The organism is Sandarakinorhabdus sp. FBCC-B8862, from assembly GCF_059745315.1.
In genome coordinates this window covers 592,213-609,901 of the sequence record NZ_CM185574.1, presented here as the reverse complement: position 1 = coordinate 609,901, position 17,689 = coordinate 592,213, and the positions used below count along the sequence as shown (strand labels likewise).

Genomic DNA, 17,689 nt, shown 5'->3' with positions numbered 1-17,689 from the left:
ATCCTTCCCCCATTTTTCCCGTCAATCTTGATGACACCAGGAATGAACCGCTCATGCCGAGCTTGTCGAGGCACGCTCCAAGCGCGGCGCGTGCCTCGACAAGCTCGGCATGAGCGGCTTTGGGTTTTGTCGCGAGGGAAATTGGCTTCAGCCCGGCACCTTCACGTCGGCCAGCGCCGGATCGCGGCTGCCCACTGGCGCTGCCAGCACTTCGGCGATGAAATTGCCCTTGTTCACCACGGCGGTTTTGGGATCGCCGGCCTGACTGCGCACCGATGGTTCGACATTGTTGGCACCGGCGCGGTCCAGCATCTGCTGTTCGGCCTGGCTGCGCGGCGGCGGCTTCACGCCGGGGCCGAACAATGCCTCCATCGCGGCGGCCTGGGCATCAACGCCCACGGCGCGCGGCGCGCCGGGCTTGGGCGGGGCCAGGGCGAAATCGGGCGGCACCACCAACGGCGCGCCGCGGGCGATCGACAGCTCGTCGGGGCCACGGCCGTTGAGGCCGCCGCGCTTGCTGCACGAGACGAGGGCGGTGGCGGCCAGCGCCAGGATCAGCATCTTACGCATCTTTTGGTCCCATCTCGGTTGGCCGGGTGATGATCGCCCGGCCCAGCAGCAGCATCACCCCCAGTGTAATCGCAGCATCGGCCAGGTTGAAGACCCAGAAGCTGTATTCACCCCAGAAGAAGTGCAGAAAATCGACCACATAGCCAAAGCGGGCCCGGTCGATGATATTGCCCAGCGCGCCGCCCAGAACCAGGCCGAGTGCCGCGATGTCAACAGGGTGCTTCTCCCGCCGCAGCCAGGCCGCCACCGCCAGCGCAATCGCCCCGGTTGCAAAGGTGAGCAGCCAGCGCCCGAGATCGGAGCCGGCCTGCAGCATGCCCATCGACACGCCGACATTGCCCACAAAAGTCAGCCGGAAAAAAGGCCACACATCGATGCCGCCAATGGCGGGGAGGTGGATCACCTCCAGCACCCAATATTTGCTGATCTGATCAAGGATCAGCACCAGGGCGGCCAGGGCGAAGCCGCGGTTAGGCCCCGAATTAACCATGCACCACCGCATCGCAGCGGCCGCACAGCTCGGTTTCGGCGTTCACATCGGGCAGGAAGCGCCAGCAGCGGGCGCATTTGGCATCGTCCACCTTGCCGACGGTCAGTGCCTCGCTGGCGCCCTTCACGAGATCGACGCGGGCGACGAGCAGCAGTTCTGCCAGATCGAGTCCCTGCATCGCCACGAAGCGATCCTCTTCGGTCGTCTCGATGGTGACATAGGCTTCGAGGAAGCTGCCGATCGCCTTGTCGCGGCGCAGTTCCTCAAGCTTCAGATAGGTTTCCTCGCGAAGCTTGCGGGCCAGCGTGAACTTGGCGGCCAGCGCCTCGTCCTGCCATGCGGCGTCAATCTCCGGCCATTCCAGCAGATGCACGGACTGGGCTTCGGGATAGCGGGTGGCCCACACTTCTTCCGCCGTGAACACCAGCACCGGGGCGAGCCAGCGGGTGAGGGCGTGGAAGGTGATATCCAGCACCGTGCGCCAGGCGCGGCGGGTGGGGGCGGTGGGCGCGTCGCAATAAAGACTGTCCTTGCGCACATCCATGGCAAAGGCGGACAGGTCATTCTGGACGAAATCATTGATCAGGCTGGTGTAGCGGTTGAAATCATAGGCGTTCACCGCCGCCTTCAGGTCGCCCGACAACACCGCCAGCCGGTGCAGCACCCAGCGTTCCAGCGCCGGCATCTCGGCCACCGGCAGGCGTTCGGCTTCGCTGAAGCCATCCAGCGCGCCGAGCAGATAGCGGAAGGTGTTGCGGAGCTTGCGATACTGGTCCGCCACGCCCTTCAGGATTTCATCGCCGATGCGGTGATCCTCGGTGAAATCGACCGAGAGCGCCCACAGCCGCAATATGTCGGCGCCATAGGTTTTCATGATGTCGAGCGGATTGATGACATTGCCTTCCGACTTCGACATCTTGCGGCCACTGGCATCCATGGTGAAGCCATGGGTGAGGATCGCCTTGTAGGGCGCGCGGCCACGGGTGGCGCAGCTTTGCAGCAGGCTGGATTGGAACCAGCCGCGATGCTGGTCGCTGCCTTCCAGATAGAGATCGGCCGGCCAGCTATATTCCGGCCAGTGGCCCGATTCGAGCACATAGGCGTGGGTGCAACCGCTGTCGAACCACACGTCCAGAATGTCGGTGATCATCTCATACTGGTCGACCCGGTCGCCCAGCAGTTCGGCGGCGAACTCGGGCGTCCAGGCATCCACGCCTTCGGCCTTGAACCGCTCGATGATCTTCTGGTTGATTGATTTATCAACCAGATAGTCGCCGGTCTTGCGGTCGACAAACAGGGTGATCGGCACACCCCAGGCGCGCTGGCGGCTCAGCACCCAATCCGGGCGGCCTTCCACCATCGATCCGATGCGGTTGCGGCCCTTGTCGGGCGTGAAGTGGGTGGCGGCGATGGCTGCCAGCGCCTTTTCGCGCAGGGTTTTCCCCTCCCGTTCAGCCTCGCTGGCCTTCGGCTCAGGGGAGGGGTTAGGGGTGGGGGAGTCTGGAGCGTCGGCGCCATTCCCCATCCCCGACCCTTCCCCTGAAGGGGAAGGGAGTGGCTGATCCATCGGCACGAACCATTGCGGCGTGCAGCGGAAGATCACCTTCTTCTTGGACCGCCACGAGTGCGGATAGCTGTGCGCGAACGGCCCGGCGCTGAGCAGCGCACCGGCGGCCTTCAGATCGCTGCAGATCGGGCCATCGGGGGCGTTGAGATTGGGGTTGATGACATTCTTGGCTTCGCCGCCCAGCCACAGCCAATCGGCGCGGTACCGGCCATCGGCCTCCACGGCGAACACCGGGTTGATGCCATGCGCCTTGCACAGCGCGAAATCATCCTCGCCATGGTCGGGCGCCATGTGGACGAGGCCGGTGCCCTGGTCGGTGGTGACGAAATCGCCGGGCAGGAAGGGGCGGGGATTGGCGAAGAAGCCGCCGAGATGATGCATCGGATGGCGGGCAATGGCGCCGGCGAGGTCGGTGCCCTTGCCGCGCCAGAGAATGCGCTCGTCGATGAGGCAATCCGCAAGCCTGTTCCGGACGGCATCAAATAGCGGGCGAGCGATGAGCAACGTCATATCGCGATAGACTTCCCGACCCTCTCGCGCTCCGAAGGCGATATATTCAACCTCCGGCCCATAGGCGATGCCCTGGTTCACCGGGATGGTCCACGGCGTCGTCGTCCAGATGACGGCATGGGCCCCCACCAGTTCCGGCGCGTTCGGGGCTTCGGTGATCTCGAACGCCACGTCGATCTGCGTCGAGGTGATGTCGTGATATTCCACCTCGGCATCAGCGAGCGCGGTCTTTTCCACCGGGGACCACATCACCGGCTTGGCGCCGCGATAGAGCTGGCCGCTTTCCGCAAACTTCAGCAGTTCGGAAACGATGGTTGCTTCCGAGGCGAAGTCCATGGTGAGATAGGGTTTCTTCCAATCGCCGTTGATGCCAAGCCGCTGCAGCTGGCCGGCCTGCACATTCACCCAATGCTGGGCATAGGCCCGGCATTCGGCGCGGAATTCCTTCGCCGGCACCTCGTCCTTGTTCTGCTTCTTGGCGCGATAGGCTTCCTCGACCTTCCATTCGATCGGCAGGCCGTGGCAATCCCAGCCGGGCACATAGGGCACATCCTTGCCCAGCAGCGACTGGGTGCGCACCACCGCATCCTTTAGGATATGGTTCAGCGCGTGGCCGATGTGCATGTCCCCGTTCGCATAGGGGGGGCCATCGTGATAGATGAACTTTTCCCGGCCCTTACGCGCGGCGCGCAGCTGCGCATACAGGTCCGCCGCCTGCCATTTGGCCAGGATCTGCGGTTCCTTCTCCGGCAGGCCGGCCTTCATCGGAAAGTCGGTCTTGGGCAGGAAGACGGTGGGGCGATAATCGGGCGCGCTCATGATGGCCCGGCTTTAGGGGAAGCGGGCGGCGCTGTCACGCCTTGGATGGCCCACCCCCAACCCCTCCCGCAAGCGGGAGGGGAGCCGGTCGCGCTTGCCGGTCAATTCTCCCCTCCCGCTTGCGGGAGGGGCCGGGGGTGGGGTTCAGCCCCGCAGCACCCGCTTCGCATTCTCCGCATCGAGCGCAATCTGCGCCTTCAGCGCCTCCAGCCCCGGCAGCTTCATTTCGGGCCGCAGATAGGCCACCAGCTCCACCCCGATGGTCTGGCCGTAAAGATCGCCGCTCCAGTCCATCAGCCAGGTTTCGAGCAGTTCGATGGGCGGCTCGATCATCGGGCGGATGCCAAGATTGGCGACACCATCAACGCGCGACCCATCGTTCAGCCACACCCGCACGGCATAAACGCCATAGGCCGGGCGGACATAATCCCCTAGCGTGAGGTTGGCGGTGGGAAAGCCCAGGGTGCGGCCCAGCTTGGCGCCATGCTCCACCGTGCCAACAATGGTGAACGGCCGCGTGAGCATCTGGCCGGCCACGCCCGGCTGCCCAGCGCGCAGCGCGGCGCGGATGCGGGTGGAGCTGATGGTGCCGCCGGCATCGGCCACGGGATCAACCACCCGCGCGGCAAAGCCCTTCTTCAGGCCCAGCCGCGACAGTTCCGTCACATCGCCGGAGCGGCCCTTGCCAAAGGTGAAATCCCCGCCGGTGACAACGCCGGCAACGCCCATCCGCATCTCCAGCCATTCATCGACGAATTCCTCGGCCGAAAGCGCGGCAAGGTCGCGGCTGAACGGGATCATCACCAGCCCGTCCATGCCGAAATTGCCGAGCCAGCGTTCGCGCTGGGCAATGGTGGACAGGCCGAACGGCGGCACATCGGGCTGGAACAGCCGGGCCGGGTGCGGATCGAAACTGGCGACCAGCGCCGGCCGGCCCAGTTTTCGCGCCCAATCGCGCGCGGCACCCACCACGGCCTGGTGGCCGGCGTGAAAGCCATCGAAATTGCCCAGCGCCACGATGGCGCCGCGCAAATCGCCGGGCAGCGCGTCCCCGTGCATGATCAGCTTCATGGGATCGCGGCTTAGCGGGGTGCGAGGCCAGCGGCAAGCAGCCGCGCCGCATTGCCGCCCATCACCTTGGCAATATCGCTGTCAGACAGGCCGGCCGCCATCAGCGCCTGGGTGACGGCCTCCAGATGCGCGGTGTCAAACCCCACGGTGGTGCCGCCATCATAATCGCTGCCCAGGCCAACATGATCGATGCCGGCCACCTTGATCACGTGCAGGATGGCCCTGGCGGTCGCCTGCGGGGTGGGCTCGCACACGGCGGCATCCCAATAACCAATGCCGATCATGCCGCCATTGGCCTTGAGCATCAGCAACTGGTCATCAGACAGGTTGCGCGGCGTGTCACAAGTCGCTTTCACGCCGCCATGGCTCACCACCACCGGGCGGGTGGCCAGTTTCATCACGTCGGCAAAGGTGGCGGCGCTGCTGTGCGCCAGATCGACGATCATGCCGCGCTGTTCCGCCTCTGCCACCACCTGCCGGCCCAGCGCGGTGAGCCCGCCCTTTTTCAGGCCGTGCATCGATCCGCCCACATCATTGTCAAAGAAATGCACCAGCCCGATCATGCGGAAGCCGGCGTCGTGCAGCTTGGCCAGATTGGCGATGTCGCCTTCCAGATTCTGCGCACCTTCCGTTGACAGCAGTGCGCCGGTCACCGGCACTTTGGCCGCCCGGTCGGCCAGCAGCCTTTCGAGATCGGCTGGCGTGCGGATGATGCGCAGCAGGCCCTGCGCCCGGTCCTCGGCGTCGCGCAGTTTCTGGGCGTGCCACAGCGAGCGTTCCAGCAGGCTGAACCAGGTGCGGACCGGCTGGCGCTGGGCGATCACCAGCGGGGTGATATTGTCGCTATCGTCGCCATTGGCCTGATAATTCTGGCCGCGCGGGGTTTTCGTTACGCTGGAGAAGATCTGCAGCGCGACATTGCCGGCCTCCAGCCGTTCCAGATCGACATGGCCCTGGGTGGATTCGGCCAACACATCGCGCTGCCACATCAGCGTATCGGCATGAAGATCGATCACCGTCAGCCGGCGGTGCAGGGCGCTGGCCTCGGCCGAAACCGGCCAGATCGCCCCGGTCCAGCGGTTCATGCCGCGTTCGACGATGCCGGGGGCGAAACCGAAAAAGCCGATGGCGGCCACGCCGGCAACCACCGCAACACTGGCCAGGATCTTCTTGCGCATCATCCCCCCAATTGGCCGCTCAACGCCGTTCCAGCGTGACAAAGGCAAAGCCCGGCCGCTCACCCTCGGCCGGATGCGCCACCCGCGCCACCTCGCGCCAGCGGCTGGCATCAAACGGCGGCAGGATCGTATCACCCACGGGCTCGGCGTCCACCTCGGTCAATTCGATCCGTGTCGCGATCGGCAGGGCCAGGGCATAGATTTCGGCGCCACCGATGATCATCAGGTCCCCGCGCACGCGGGGGTCAAGCCCGGCCGCCGCCACCGCCTCGGCCAGGTTGGGCACCACGGTCACACCGTCCGCCGTCCACGCCGGATCGCGCGTCATCACGATATTCTGCCGGCCAGGCAGCGGCTTGCCGATTGATTCGAAGGTCTTGCGGCCCATCACCACCGGCTTTCCCACCGTGATCGCCTTGAAGCGTTTCAGATCAGCCGGCAGATGCCAGGGCAGGGCGCCCTTGTTGCCGATGATCCCGTTCTTCGCCCGGGCAACGACGATGGTGACATCGAGGCTCATACCGCCACCGGCGCCGCGATATGGGGATGGGGATCGTAACCGGTGATGACAAAATCATCGAGGGCATAGCTGAACAGGTCCGCCGGCTGGCGGGCGAAGTCCAGCCGCGGGAAGGGGCGGGGGCTGCGGCGCAATTGCTCTGTCACCAGATGTTCGTGGTTTTCATAGACATGGCAATCGGCGCCCATCCAGGTGAGCATGCCGGGTTCCAGCCCGCACTGCTGCGCCAGCATGCGGATCAGCACGGCGGCTTCGAAGATGTTGAAGGGAAAGCCCAGGCCCAGATCGCAGCTGCGCTGATAGAGGATGCCGGAGAGGCGACCATCCGCGACGAAATATTGATAGGTCATGTGGCAGGGCGGCAGCGCCATCTGATCCAGATAGGGCACGTTCCAGCCGGTGAAGATGTGGCGCCGGCTGTTGGGGTTGCGTTTGAGACCATCAACCAGCGCGGCCAGTTGGTCAAACGGCGTGTCGGCGCGATAGCTGCCGTCTTCATTGGCGGCAAAGCGCGGCCAGCGCCGCCATTGCACGCCATAAACCGGGCCCAGTTCGCCCCAGCGCGCGGCAAAATCCGCGTCCGCTATGATCCGCGCCTCGAAATCGTCGCGGCTGATCGCCTCGCCGCTGGCCTTGCGATAGGCATCGAGCGGCCAGTCCGTCCAGATATGCACGCCCTGTTCAACCAAGGGGCGGATGTTCGATTCGCCGTTCAGGAACCAGATCAGCTCGCGGATTGCCGATTTCCAGAATACCCGCTTGGTGGTGAGCAGCGGCACCGTGCCGTCGGACAGATCGAACTTCAGCATCTCGCCAAACAGGGCGCGGGTGCCGGTGCCAGTGCGGTCACCGCGACGGGCCCCCGCGGTCCACACGCGCTGCAATAGATCAAGATACTGGGCTTCGCCGGTCAACGTCATTGCCCCTTTTCAGGGATATGGGAAGCCGCCGTCAACCGCTGCCAGAACAGGGCCGTCAATTCAGAAAGCCTTCATCATGTTTGGCACGGCACGACAGGGCAGCAGCCACGATATCCAGGCCATTCCCGGCCCCTGGGCTGATGCCGCCGGTGAAGCCCGGGCGCTGCGCACACTGGGCGGCCACAGCGCCACCGCCGCGCTGCGATCGGCGATGCTGCAGGATCGCAAGACGGTGCTGATCGACCGGCTGGGCTGGGATCTGCAATCCCCCGACGGCCTGCACGAAATCGATGATTATGATGGTGACGACACGCTGTATCTGATCGTCCACCAGCCCGGCACCGGCCGCCACCTGGGATCGGTGCGGCTGTTGCCCAGCACCGGGCCGCACCTGTTGGGCGACGTGTTCCCGCATCTGTGCGCCGATGGCGTGCCAATGGGCCCCGATGTGGCCGAAATCACCCGGCTGGTCACCGCGCCCGGCCTCAATCGCGTCGAAGCGCTGCAGGTGCGGCGGCAACTTTCAATCGCGCTGTTCGAACATGCGCTGGAGTCTGGCATCACCCGCTACACCATGGTCACCCATTTGCCATGGCTGCCCAGCCTGCTCTCCATCGGCTGGGATGCCGAACCGCTGGGCCTGCCGGTGGGGCAGGGTGGTGATGCGGTGGCCGCCTTGCAGATTTTCGTCAACGAATCCACGCTCCACCGCCTGCGGGCCGCTTGGGCGATGCCGCCCCGGGTGCTGCCGCAGCTGTGGTTGCGCCCCGAGATCGACCGGCTGGAGCTTGTGGCGTCCTGACCCTGCGCCCCGCTCCGCCCGTGTCGAGGGTGCCCCGGCCTGCCAAAACGCTCTGCAAACGGCCCTCCCCGTCTGCAGTTATCGGGCAGGTTCGGGGCACCCATCCCCCTCATTGCCAGTTCAGGCCGCCCTGTGGCTGATCTTGTCGCAGCCTTTCACTTGGGCCTGCGCGAGGCGTTGTTTCTGATTGCGCTGATCATTGCCATCAACGGGCTGGATGATCTGGCTATCGATCTCGTCTGGCTCTGCCTGCGCCGCCGTCGCCACGTGGCCCTGCCGCCACAGCCGCCCGGCCGGCCGGCCAGCTTTGCCATCCTGATCCCGGCGTGGGACGAATCGGCGGTGATCGGCGCCATGCTGCGCCGCCTGCTCGCCACCCAGGCCTGGCCGGATTTCACCGTGTTCGTGGGGCTTTATCCCAATGATCCGGCCAGCTTGGCGCAGCTTGCCGGGCTGGGCGACGCGCGGGTGCGCATGGTGGTCAATCCGCGCCCCGGCCCCACCACCAAGGCCGATTGCCTGAACAGCCTGTGGGCCGCCGCCCTGGCAGAGGAAGCGCAGCGCGGCCGGCCGTGGCGGGCCATCGTGCTGCACGATGCCGAAGATGTGGTGCACCCACAGGAATTGGCGGTGTTTGCCGCCCATCTGGGCCAGGCCGATCCGCCGGTGATGGTGCAATTGCCGGTCACACCGCTGATCGATGCCGGCAGCCCGCTGATCGCCGGCCATTATATCGATGAATTTGCCCAGTCCCACGGCAAGGATCTGCTGGTGCGGCAATGGCTGGGCGCCGGCCTGCCCTCGGCCGGGGTCGGCGTGGCGTTTGACCGGCTGGCGCTGGGCCGCATCGCCGCCCGCCAGAACGGCCGCCCCTTCGCCGATGACAGTCTGACCGAGGATTATGAGCTGGGCCTGAAGCTGCACGCCGCCGGCGGGCGCGCGGTGCTGGTCCGCCACCTGATCGATGGCCGTCTTGTGGCCACGGCCGAGCATTTTCCGGCGACGCTGGCCACCGCCGTCCGGCAGAAGGCGCGCTGGGCGCATGGGATTTCGCTGGCCGGCTGGGATCGCATCGGCTGGCGTGGCGGGTTGGTGGACCGCTGGATGCTGTGGCGCGACCGCAAGGGGCCGGCGATGGCGCTGGTGTCGCTGGCGGCCTATGCCATGGCGGGGCTGATCCTCCTCGAACAGGCGCTGCGCCACTGGTGGCGGCCAGCTGCCGCCCTGCCGCCGCTGGGCGGGCAACCGCTGGTGGCGCTGCTGTGGTGGAATTTTGCCCTGCTGTGCTGGCGGCTGCTGGTGCGGGCGCTGTTCACCTGCCGCGAGGAAGGGCCGGTGGAAGGGCTGCTCGCCACCCCGCGGGCGGCGGTGGGCAATATCATCAACGCCCTGGCCACGCTGCTGGCGCTGCGCCGCTATGTCGCCGCGCTGGCCGCCGGCCGCGCCCCAGTGTGGGACAAGACATTGCACCGCTTCCCAACCCGAGACGGCGATGCCCGCCAGCGCTGATCAGCCCGGACGCGGCCGGCCGTTGCTGGTGTGGGGCGCCACAATGTCGCTCCTGGCACTGGGCCTGGCGCTGCGCTGGCCGGCGTTGGCGGTGGAGGAACAGGCGCTGGCCGCCCGGCTTGCGGCGGTGAATACGCCGGTTGCGCCTCTACGGCTGGCACAGGCCGCGCCGGTGATGCAGCCACCAGTAACGATGCCGCCCGCACCGCCGCAGGCCGCGCCGCCGCAGCCCGCGCCGTCGCAGCCCGCATCGCCTCAACCCGCACCGCCAGCGCCGCCCTCCCGACCGCTGCAGCCGGTGCTCGATCCCGTCCAACCGGCTCCGCCAGCCCCGGACCGGCCGCCCGAACCCCTGCCGGCCATGCCGGCACCGCCGCCAGCGCCGGCCCGCGTGCCTGCACCGGCCGCCCCAGCCTTCGCCCTGGCCGACGCCGCCTATGCCCGGCTGCGCGACGGCCAGCGCCGACAGGCCGCCGCCCTGTTCGATGCCGCCCTGGCCCAAGCGCCGGGCAACCGCCAGTGGCAGGCAGACCGGGCGGCGCTGGGCCGGCACTGGCAGCTGGGCGCCTATGCCCTGCTGCGCGATGCGCCAACGGCCGCCGGCAATGCGCCCGGCAGCGGGCTTGGCGGCGCTGCGGCCAGCCCGGTGCTGGGCGGCGGCCAATTTGGTGCCAGCGTGGCCTTTCTGCCCGATCCCTATGCCCACCGGCCGCTGGCGCTGGTGGTGCGCGCCAATGTGGCGGCCACCGCCCGGGGGATCGACAACAACAGCGCGCAACTGGCCCTGGGCCTGCGCCAGGCGCTGCTGCCCGGTGTCACCCTGTCGGCGGAGCGCTTGCTGCCACTGGGCCCGGCCACCCATGGAGACTGGACGCTGCGCCTGGCGGCCGGCGGCAGCGCCTGGCGGCTCGGCTTCTATGGCGAGGCTGGGGTGCTGGGCGGTGGCACCATCTATGCCGGTGCGCAAGCCAATGCCCGGCTGCTGCGCATCGGCCCGGCAACGCTGTCGGCCGGCAGCTGGGCCAGCCTGCAAAGCGGCCACCCCGATGTGTGGCGCGTCGATGTCGGCCCATCCGTGTCGGCCCGGTTCCGGGGCGTACGGCTGCAAGCGGATTGGCGGCAGCGGGTGGGCGGCAATGCCGCGCCGGGCAGCGGCCCGGTGGTGACCGTCGCCGCTGGCTTCTGATGGGGCTGTCAGCCCCGCGGGTCAGCCGTTATCGTTGGCGATGCGGCGGCGCTCCGCCAGCTTCTTCAACAGCGCCCGGGTGCGCAGCTGGCCCAGCAGCTCGTTGATCAGGGCGATGCCCTGTTCGGCCATGTCCAGCGCCTTGGCCTCGCCCACCTGGCCGGCGGTATGCTCCAGGAAATGCCGCAGTTCCTGGTTGGTCAGCCAATCGATCAGCACATGATAGAGCCGCATCTGGCCATCGTTGAAGCCCAGTTCGGGCGTGAAGCCAATCTCGTCCAGCCGGCCGACGGTGCGCAGGATGGCGGCATCGCGCGCCGACACCGTGCCATCATCAGCCACGCTGATCATCAGATCGTCGAGATGCTCGCGCTGATGCTCGGGCACATCCAGATCGGCCAGCGCCACCCGCGCCGGGCCGGCGCCCTCCAGCCGCTGGGCCAGCAGCGCATCCAGCATCGGGAAGGCATCGGGCAACAGCCAGCGGTTGCCATCCTCGGCCTCCAGCAGTTCGCGGATCACGGCCAGCGGCAGGAAGCGCTCTTCCTGCAGGCGCTTGATCGCCTTCAGCCGGGCCACATGCACATCGGAATAGCGCGCGCTGTTGCGGCTGGCCTTGTCCGGCTCGGGCAACAGGCCTTCGCGGATATAATATCGGATGGTCTCCCGCCCGACCCCGCTGGCCTTTTCCAGATCACGCATGCGCATGGCAGCGCCTTAGCACGACCGGCGCTGAAAGCGAATCCATCGCGATTGACTGGCTTTGCCGGCGCGCGCATTCTTTTGCGTCTGGGGAGATATTGCCATGAAAATCCGCATCTTGCTTGTGACGCTGCTGTTGTCGGCACCGGCTATCGCCCAGAACGAGGAAATCGTCGTCACGGCCAGTCGCCGCGCCGGTTACCCGGCGGCACAAGAGGTGCAACTGCCCACCATCACCCTGCGTCGTGCCGCCGATTTCCTTGTGCAGCCGGTACGCATCACCGGCGATACCCGCGACCCCGATCGCCGCAAGGCCGAGATTTATGCCATGCTGGCCGCCGCTGTTGCCCAGGCTGAAAAGCGTGGCAGCAGCATCCAGCTGTCACAGGGCAGCGGGCGCATTGTGGCGCTCGACAAGAGCAATTATCGCCTGCTGCCCATCGATGACGATGGGGATCGCGACGATACCGGCACTGTGGATTTCCTGGTGAAGACGCCGCTGGCCAACGCTGCCGATTTCGAAGCGGCCGAAGCCCGCATCGCCGCCTTCGTGAAATCGGTGCCCGCCAATGGCCGCGCCGAACTGGAGATGAATGGTGGCGCCAGCCTGTCGGTGGTCAATCCCGGCCAGTATCGCGGCGCCATCATCGATCTGATTACGGCCGATGCCCGTGCCACAGCGACGCGCATGGGCGATGGTTACGGCGTGGCGATCCAGGGCCTGGACCGGCAGGTGCAATGGGGGCCGGGTGGACCCGGCGAGGTGGCGCTGTTCCTGCCCTATACCTATCAGGTGGTGCCGCGCAGTCGCTGAGACAGGAGCCGGATGGAGAATTTTGCCCGCCTCCTCGATGCGCTGCTCTACACCCGCAGCCGCACCGCCAAGCTGGCGCTGATTGCGGGTTTTTTCCGCTCCACACCGCACCCCGATGCCGGCTGGGCGCTGGCTGCGCTCACCGGCACGCTGAACCTGAAGGCCGTGCAGCCCAGCCTGCTCAAGGCACTGATGGCAGAGCGGGTGGACCCCACGCTGTTTGCCCTGTCGCACGATTTCGTTGGCGACATGGCCGAAACCATTTCGCTGCTCTGGCTCGAGCCGGCCGGCACCCGCCCGCCGCCGCCGGGGCTGGATGCGGTGGTGCAGCAGCTGCAATCGCTGTCCCGCAAGGAGGCGCCAGCCGTGGTCGCCGGCCTGATGGACGCACTCGATGCCCCCGGCCGCTATGCCCTCATCAAGCTCGCCACCGGGGCCTTGCGCATCGGCGTGTCAGCCCGGCTGGCCAAGACCGGCTTTGCGCAAGGGTTCGGGCTTGATGTGGAGGATGTGGAGGAGCTGTGGCACGGTCTGTCGCCGCCGTTCGCGCCGCTGTTTGCCTGGGCGCAGGGGCAGGGGCCGCGGCCAACGCCGGGTGATGTGCCAGTGTTCCGCCCGTTCATGCTGGCCAGCCCGCTGGAGGAACCCGTCGATCTCGCTGCCCATGTCGCCGAATGGAAATGGGATGGCATCCGCGTCCAGATCGTCCACGCCGGTGGCCAGACCAGGCTGTTCAGCCGCACTGGCGACGATATTTCGGCCAGTTTTCCGGACGTGACGCTGGACCGGCCGCTGGCACTGGACGGCGAGTTGCTGGTGCGTGGGGCCGGTCAGGGCGATGGCACGCTCGCCGCCGGCAGCTTCAACGCGCTGCAGCAGCGGCTGGGCCGCAAGGCGCCGACGGCGAAACTCATGGCCGAAGCCCCGGCCTTCATCCGCGTCTATGATCTTCTCTCTCACGCCGGGGAGGATCTGCGGCCGCTGCCGTGGGAGCAGCGCCGCGCCCGGCTGGAGGCGCTGATGCCCGGCCTTGATCCGGCCCGCTTTGATCTGTCCCCGCTGGTCCCGGCCGCCGATTGGGGCGAACTGGCCGGCATCCGTGCCGCCGCCCGCGATGCCGCCATCGAAGGGCTGATGCTGAAACGCCGCGATGCGCCCTATGTCGCCGGCCGCCGCGCCGGCCTGTGGTTCAAGTGGAAGCGCGACGCACTCACCGCCGATTGCGTGATCATGTATGCCCAGCGCGGCCACGGCAAACGCTCCAGCCTCTACAGCGATTTCACCTTCGGCTGCTGGACGGACGATGGCCAGCTGTTGCCCGTCGGCAAGGCTTATAGCGGCTTCACCGATGCCGAGCTCGCCCTGCTCGACAAGTTCGTGCGCACCCACACCACCGCCCGCTTCGGCCCGGTGCGGGAGGTCGAAAAAAGCTTCGTCGTCGAAGTCGCCTTCGATTCGATCCATGCCTCCACCCGCCACAAATCCGGCCTCGCCATGCGCTTCCCGCGCATCGCCCGGCTGCGGCCCGACAAGCCAGCGGCCGAGGCGGACCGCATCGCCACCCTGTTGCGCCTGTGTGCCTGATGGGCCCCAGTTGACCGGCCGGCGCCCCCGGCCGATGCTCAGGGCATGAGCCTTGCCCTGCTTGCCGCCGCCAGCATCCCCAGCCTGGCGCTGCCACCGCCATCGCCGCTGACCGGCCTGGCCGGCTGCTGGCGCGTCACCGGCACGGTGGAAGGCAAGCCCACCACCGCCATCGCGCGCGGCAGCCGCCGGCTTGGCGGCCGCTATCTGCTGTTCGAGCTGCACGGGCTGAACCCCAAGGACCCGTATGACGCCGCCATCATCATGGCCGAGGCCGGGCCCGGCCAGTTGACGGCCTGGTGGATGGACAGTTTCGGTGGCCCCGGCAGCGCCGCCGGCACGGGCGGCGTGGTCGGCGCCGGTTTTTCGATCAGCTATGATTATGGCAGCGCCGTCTTCATCAACCGCTTCACGCCGCAAGGGAAGGGCTGGCGCTGGCAGATCGATGCCAGGCCCACCGGCAAAGCGGCCACCGCCTTCGCCCGCTACACGCTCAGCCCCGGCCGCTGCGGCCCGGGCTTTTCCGTCTTCTGAAACCGGCCTAAGGCTTGGCCCATGCTGATCGCCACCTTCAACATCAATGGCACCAACGCCCGCCTGCCGCGCCTGCTGGAATGGCTGGAGGAGGCAAAGCCCGACATCGCCTGCCTGCAGGAAATCAAGACGGTGACGGAGAATTTCCCCGTCGATGTGCTCCGCGAGGCCGGTTACCACTGCCTCGTCCATGGCCAGAAGGGCTTCAACGGCGTCGCCATATTGTCGCGCGAACCGGCAACCGAAGTGCAGCGCGGCCTGCCGGGTGACGACAGTGACGAACAGTCCCGCTATCTTGAAGCCGATGTGATGGGCGTGCGCGTGGCGTCCATCTATCTGCCCAACGGCAACCCGGTGCCGGGGCCCAAATTTGATTACAAGCTGGCCTGGATGGAACGCCTGCGCCGCCACGCGGCCGGGCTGCTGGCAACCGGCCTGCCGGTGGTGCTGGCCGGGGATTACAACGTCATCCCCAACGATGATGACATCTGGGACGCGTCTGCCATGCGCGACGATGCGCTGCGCCAGCCCGAATCCGTCGCGGCCTGGCGCCAGCTGCTGTGGCAGGGCTGGACCGACGCGGTGCGCAGCCTGCACCCGCTGGGCGGCGTCTGGAGCTTCTGGGATTATCAGGCCGGCGCCTGGCCGCGCGACCATGGCTTTCGCATCGATCATCTGCTGCTGTCCCCAGCCGCGGCCGACCGGCTGGCCGATGCCGGCGTGATGAAGCATGTGCGCGGGGCAGAGAAGGCCAGCGACCATGCGCCGGCCTGGGTGCGGTTGCGGTAGGGCCCGCCAGGCCCCTCCGCCTCGCTCCGCTCGGCACCTCCCCAAACAAGTTTGGGGAGGATCGATCCTCCCCAATCTCCGATTGGGGAGGTGGCGCCGCAGGCGACGGAGGGGCCGGGCCCCACCCCCTCAGCGCGGCGTCGGCTGGGCCTTTTCCGCCGGTTCGTCCAACGTCTTGTCCAGCCAGTTCTGATCCAGCCGCGGGCCGTCCTCCACCGGCGGCGCTTCGCCTGTCACCGGCGGGGCTTCGCCCGTGTCGATGCCATAGGATTGCGCGTCCGGCTCCAGCATGGCGCCCTCTTCCACCACGTCCGTCACCAGCGGTTCGGGCGGGGTGCCGCCCACGGCGCGGGCCATGAATTGGGCAAAGGCCCGCGCCGGGGCACGGCCGCCAGCCAAGCCGCGCACGGCGGCATTGTCATCACGGCCCATCCACACGCCGGTCGTCACGCCGCTGGAAAAGCCGATGAACCAGCCATCCTTGTTGCTGCTGGTCGTGCCGGTCTTGCCCGCCAGCGGCCGGCCGATGCGGGCGGCGCGCGCGGTGCCTTCCTCAACGGCGGCCTGCATCAGCTGGGTCATCTGCGCCGCCACCACTGGGGCCACCACCTGCCGCGTGTCACCGGCGGCGCGGTTGAACAGCACACGGCCCGAACCGGTCGATATGCGGGTGATGGCATAGGGCGCGTTTTCCAGCCCGCCATTGGCGACGGTGGCATAGGCGTTGGTCATTTCAAACAACGTCACCACCGAAGACCCCAGCGCCATCGCCGGCTGCCGGTCCACCGGGGTGGTGATGCCAAAGCGGCGCGCCATCTCGGCCACCGTGTCAAAGCCGACCTGCTGGGCAATCTCCACCGCCACCGTGTTGATCGATTGGGCAAAGGCCTGGCGAACCGTCACCGGGCCGGCAAAGCTGTTGTTGTTGTTTTTGGGGCTCCAGTTGCCGATGGTGATCGGCTTGTCCTCATAGATATCGTCCAGCTTGACGCCCTGTTCCATGGCCGCGGCATAAACGAAGAACTTGAACGCCGAACCGGGCTGGCGCCGCGCCGTCATCGCGCGGTTATAATTGGATCGCACATAATCGGTGCCGCCCACCATCGCCTTCACCCCGCCATCGCGGGCCAGCGCCACCAGCGCGCCTTGAGCACCCTTCGGCGTTTCGGCGCGGATCGCCGCTTCGGCAAAGGCCTGCGCCTTGGCGTTCAGCGTGGTTTCCACCAGCAGCGGCTCATTGGTCTCGTCGGTCAGGCTTTCCAGCTCGGCCAGCACCCAATCGGTGAAATAACGCACGCCAGCCGGCCGCGCCTGCGGGGCGAACTGCACCAGCCGGGGATCGGCGGCGGCGGCCTCTTCGGGCGTGATGCTGCCGGCATCCACCATCACGCCGATCACGGTCGCCGCCCGCTTCCGCGCCGCCTCGGCATCGGCCGATGGCGAAAAGCGCGACGGCGCTTTCACCAGCCCGGCGATGATGGCGGCTTCCTCGATGCTCATCCTGCGGGCGCTGTGGCCATAGAATTTGCGCGCGGCGGCATCGATGCCATAGGCGCCGCCACCGAAATAGACGCGGTTGAGATACAGCTCCAGGATCGCCTCCTTGCTGTATTTGCGCTCGATCGCCAGCGCCAGCACCACCTCGCGCAGCTTGCGGGTGTAATCCTTGGATGCGGTCAGGAACAGATTGCGGGCCAGTTGCTGGGTGATGGTCGATGCGCCCTGCGCCTTGTTGCCGCGCATGGCGTTCACGACAAAGGATCGTGCGATGCCGATGGGATCGATGCCGGGGTGATACCAGTAACGCCGGTCCTCCACCGCGATCATGGCGTTCTTCATGGTGGCGGGGATTTCGGGATAGGTCAGCCACTCGCCATAGCTGGGGCCGAAGCTTGCCAGCACCGTGCCATCATCGCCGCGGATTTCCACCGATTGCCCGTTGGGGCTGCGCTTCATCGCGTCAAAGCCGGGCAACGACTGATAGGCAATCGCCACGGCAACGGCGAGCGCGATGATGCCGGCCAGCCCAATGACCAGCCCGGCCTTCAGCAGGGTGGCAAGCCAGGATCCGGATTTGCGGGCAGGGGGGCGTTTCTTCGCGGGCACGTTGGTGTGTTATCTTTC

At 67.1% G+C, this 17,689-nt stretch carries 16 protein-coding genes; 7 read left to right on the top strand and 9 right to left on the bottom strand.

What is annotated here, in order from left to right; translation table 11 throughout:
- Positions 1–147: 147 nt before the first annotated feature.
- From AC6BOR_RS02950 to thyA, 7 genes are all read right to left on the bottom strand, one after another.
- Positions 148–570, bottom strand: coding sequence for a DUF3035 domain-containing protein (locus tag AC6BOR_RS02950; RefSeq protein ID WP_498059725.1), 423 nt, complete (start codon positions 568–570; stop codon positions 148–150).
- Complete coding sequence (gene lspA, locus AC6BOR_RS02945) at positions 563–1,060, bottom strand: signal peptidase II (protein ID WP_498059724.1); 498 nt, start codon at positions 1,058–1,060, stop codon at positions 563–565. Before lspA ends, AC6BOR_RS02950 begins: the two co-directional genes overlap by 8 nt.
- Positions 1,053–3,956, bottom strand: a complete 2,904-nt coding sequence (gene ileS, locus AC6BOR_RS02940) for an isoleucine--tRNA ligase (RefSeq protein ID WP_498059723.1) — start codon at positions 3,954–3,956, stop codon at positions 1,053–1,055. The genes lspA and ileS overlap by 8 nt, the downstream gene beginning before the upstream one ends.
- A gap of 144 nt (positions 3,957–4,100) precedes the next feature.
- Entirely contained in the window at positions 4,101–5,027 is a 927-nt protein-coding gene (locus AC6BOR_RS02935; protein ID WP_498059722.1) for a bifunctional riboflavin kinase/FAD synthetase, read from the bottom strand.
- 11 nt (positions 5,028–5,038) lie between these two features.
- Positions 5,039–6,205: a dipeptidase gene (locus tag AC6BOR_RS02930; protein ID WP_498060693.1), complete on the bottom strand. Its 1,167-nt coding sequence runs from the start codon at positions 6,203–6,205 to the stop codon at positions 5,039–5,041.
- Positions 6,206–6,224: 19 nt separating this feature from the next.
- On the bottom strand, positions 6,225–6,725 hold the full coding sequence (locus tag AC6BOR_RS02925; protein ID WP_498059721.1) for a dihydrofolate reductase: 501 nt from the start codon (positions 6,723–6,725) through the stop codon (positions 6,225–6,227).
- On the bottom strand, positions 6,722–7,645 hold the full coding sequence (gene thyA, locus AC6BOR_RS02920) for a thymidylate synthase (RefSeq protein WP_498059720.1): 924 nt from the start codon (positions 7,643–7,645) through the stop codon (positions 6,722–6,724). Before thyA ends, AC6BOR_RS02925 begins: the two co-directional genes overlap by 4 nt.
- Before the next feature lie 76 nt (positions 7,646–7,721).
- Between thyA and AC6BOR_RS02915 the strand changes: the two genes are divergently transcribed.
- From AC6BOR_RS02915 to AC6BOR_RS02905, 3 genes are all read left to right on the top strand, one after another.
- Positions 7,722–8,447 carry an acyl-homoserine-lactone synthase gene (locus AC6BOR_RS02915; protein WP_498059719.1) on the top strand — a complete coding sequence of 242 codons (726 nt, stop codon included), beginning with the start codon at positions 7,722–7,724 and terminating at the stop codon, positions 8,445–8,447.
- A 132-nt stretch (positions 8,448–8,579) separates the two neighbouring features.
- On the top strand, positions 8,580–9,956 hold the full coding sequence (locus AC6BOR_RS02910) for a glycosyl transferase family protein (protein ID WP_498059718.1): 1,377 nt from the start codon (positions 8,580–8,582) through the stop codon (positions 9,954–9,956).
- A 43-nt stretch (positions 9,957–9,999) separates the two neighbouring features.
- Positions 10,000–11,142: a hypothetical protein gene (locus AC6BOR_RS02905; RefSeq protein WP_498059717.1), complete on the top strand. Its 1,143-nt coding sequence runs from the start codon at positions 10,000–10,002 to the stop codon at positions 11,140–11,142.
- Positions 11,143–11,163: 21 nt separating this feature from the next.
- On the opposite strand, the gene AC6BOR_RS02900 is transcribed toward AC6BOR_RS02905, so the two are convergent.
- Entirely contained in the window at positions 11,164–11,844 is a 681-nt protein-coding gene (locus tag AC6BOR_RS02900; protein ID WP_498059716.1) for a MerR family transcriptional regulator, read from the bottom strand.
- A gap of 103 nt (positions 11,845–11,947) precedes the next feature.
- Between AC6BOR_RS02900 and AC6BOR_RS02895 the strand changes: the two genes are divergently transcribed.
- The 4 genes from AC6BOR_RS02895 to xth are packed head-to-tail and all read left to right on the top strand — an operon-like array spanning position 11,948 to position 15,565.
- Complete coding sequence (locus AC6BOR_RS02895; RefSeq protein ID WP_498059715.1) at positions 11,948–12,658, top strand: TonB-dependent receptor; 711 nt, start codon at positions 11,948–11,950, stop codon at positions 12,656–12,658.
- A gap of 12 nt (positions 12,659–12,670) precedes the next feature.
- Positions 12,671–14,242 (top strand): cisplatin damage response ATP-dependent DNA ligase, encoded by a 1,572-nt coding sequence (locus tag AC6BOR_RS02890; RefSeq protein WP_498059714.1) that lies wholly within the window; start codon positions 12,671–12,673, stop codon positions 14,240–14,242.
- Between the two features lie 45 nt (positions 14,243–14,287).
- The gene (locus tag AC6BOR_RS02885) at positions 14,288–14,776 is read left to right on the top strand and encodes a hypothetical protein (protein ID WP_498059713.1); all 489 of its coding nucleotides are present in this window, start codon (positions 14,288–14,290) and stop codon (positions 14,774–14,776) included.
- 21 nt (positions 14,777–14,797) lie between these two features.
- Complete coding sequence (gene xth, locus AC6BOR_RS02880; RefSeq protein WP_498059712.1) at positions 14,798–15,565, top strand: exodeoxyribonuclease III; 768 nt, start codon at positions 14,798–14,800, stop codon at positions 15,563–15,565.
- Positions 15,566–15,694: 129 nt separating this feature from the next.
- On the opposite strand, the gene AC6BOR_RS02875 is transcribed toward xth, so the two are convergent.
- Positions 15,695–17,671: a transglycosylase domain-containing protein gene (locus AC6BOR_RS02875; protein WP_498059711.1), complete on the bottom strand. Its 1,977-nt coding sequence runs from the start codon at positions 17,669–17,671 to the stop codon at positions 15,695–15,697.
- Positions 17,672–17,689 lie beyond the last annotated feature (18 nt).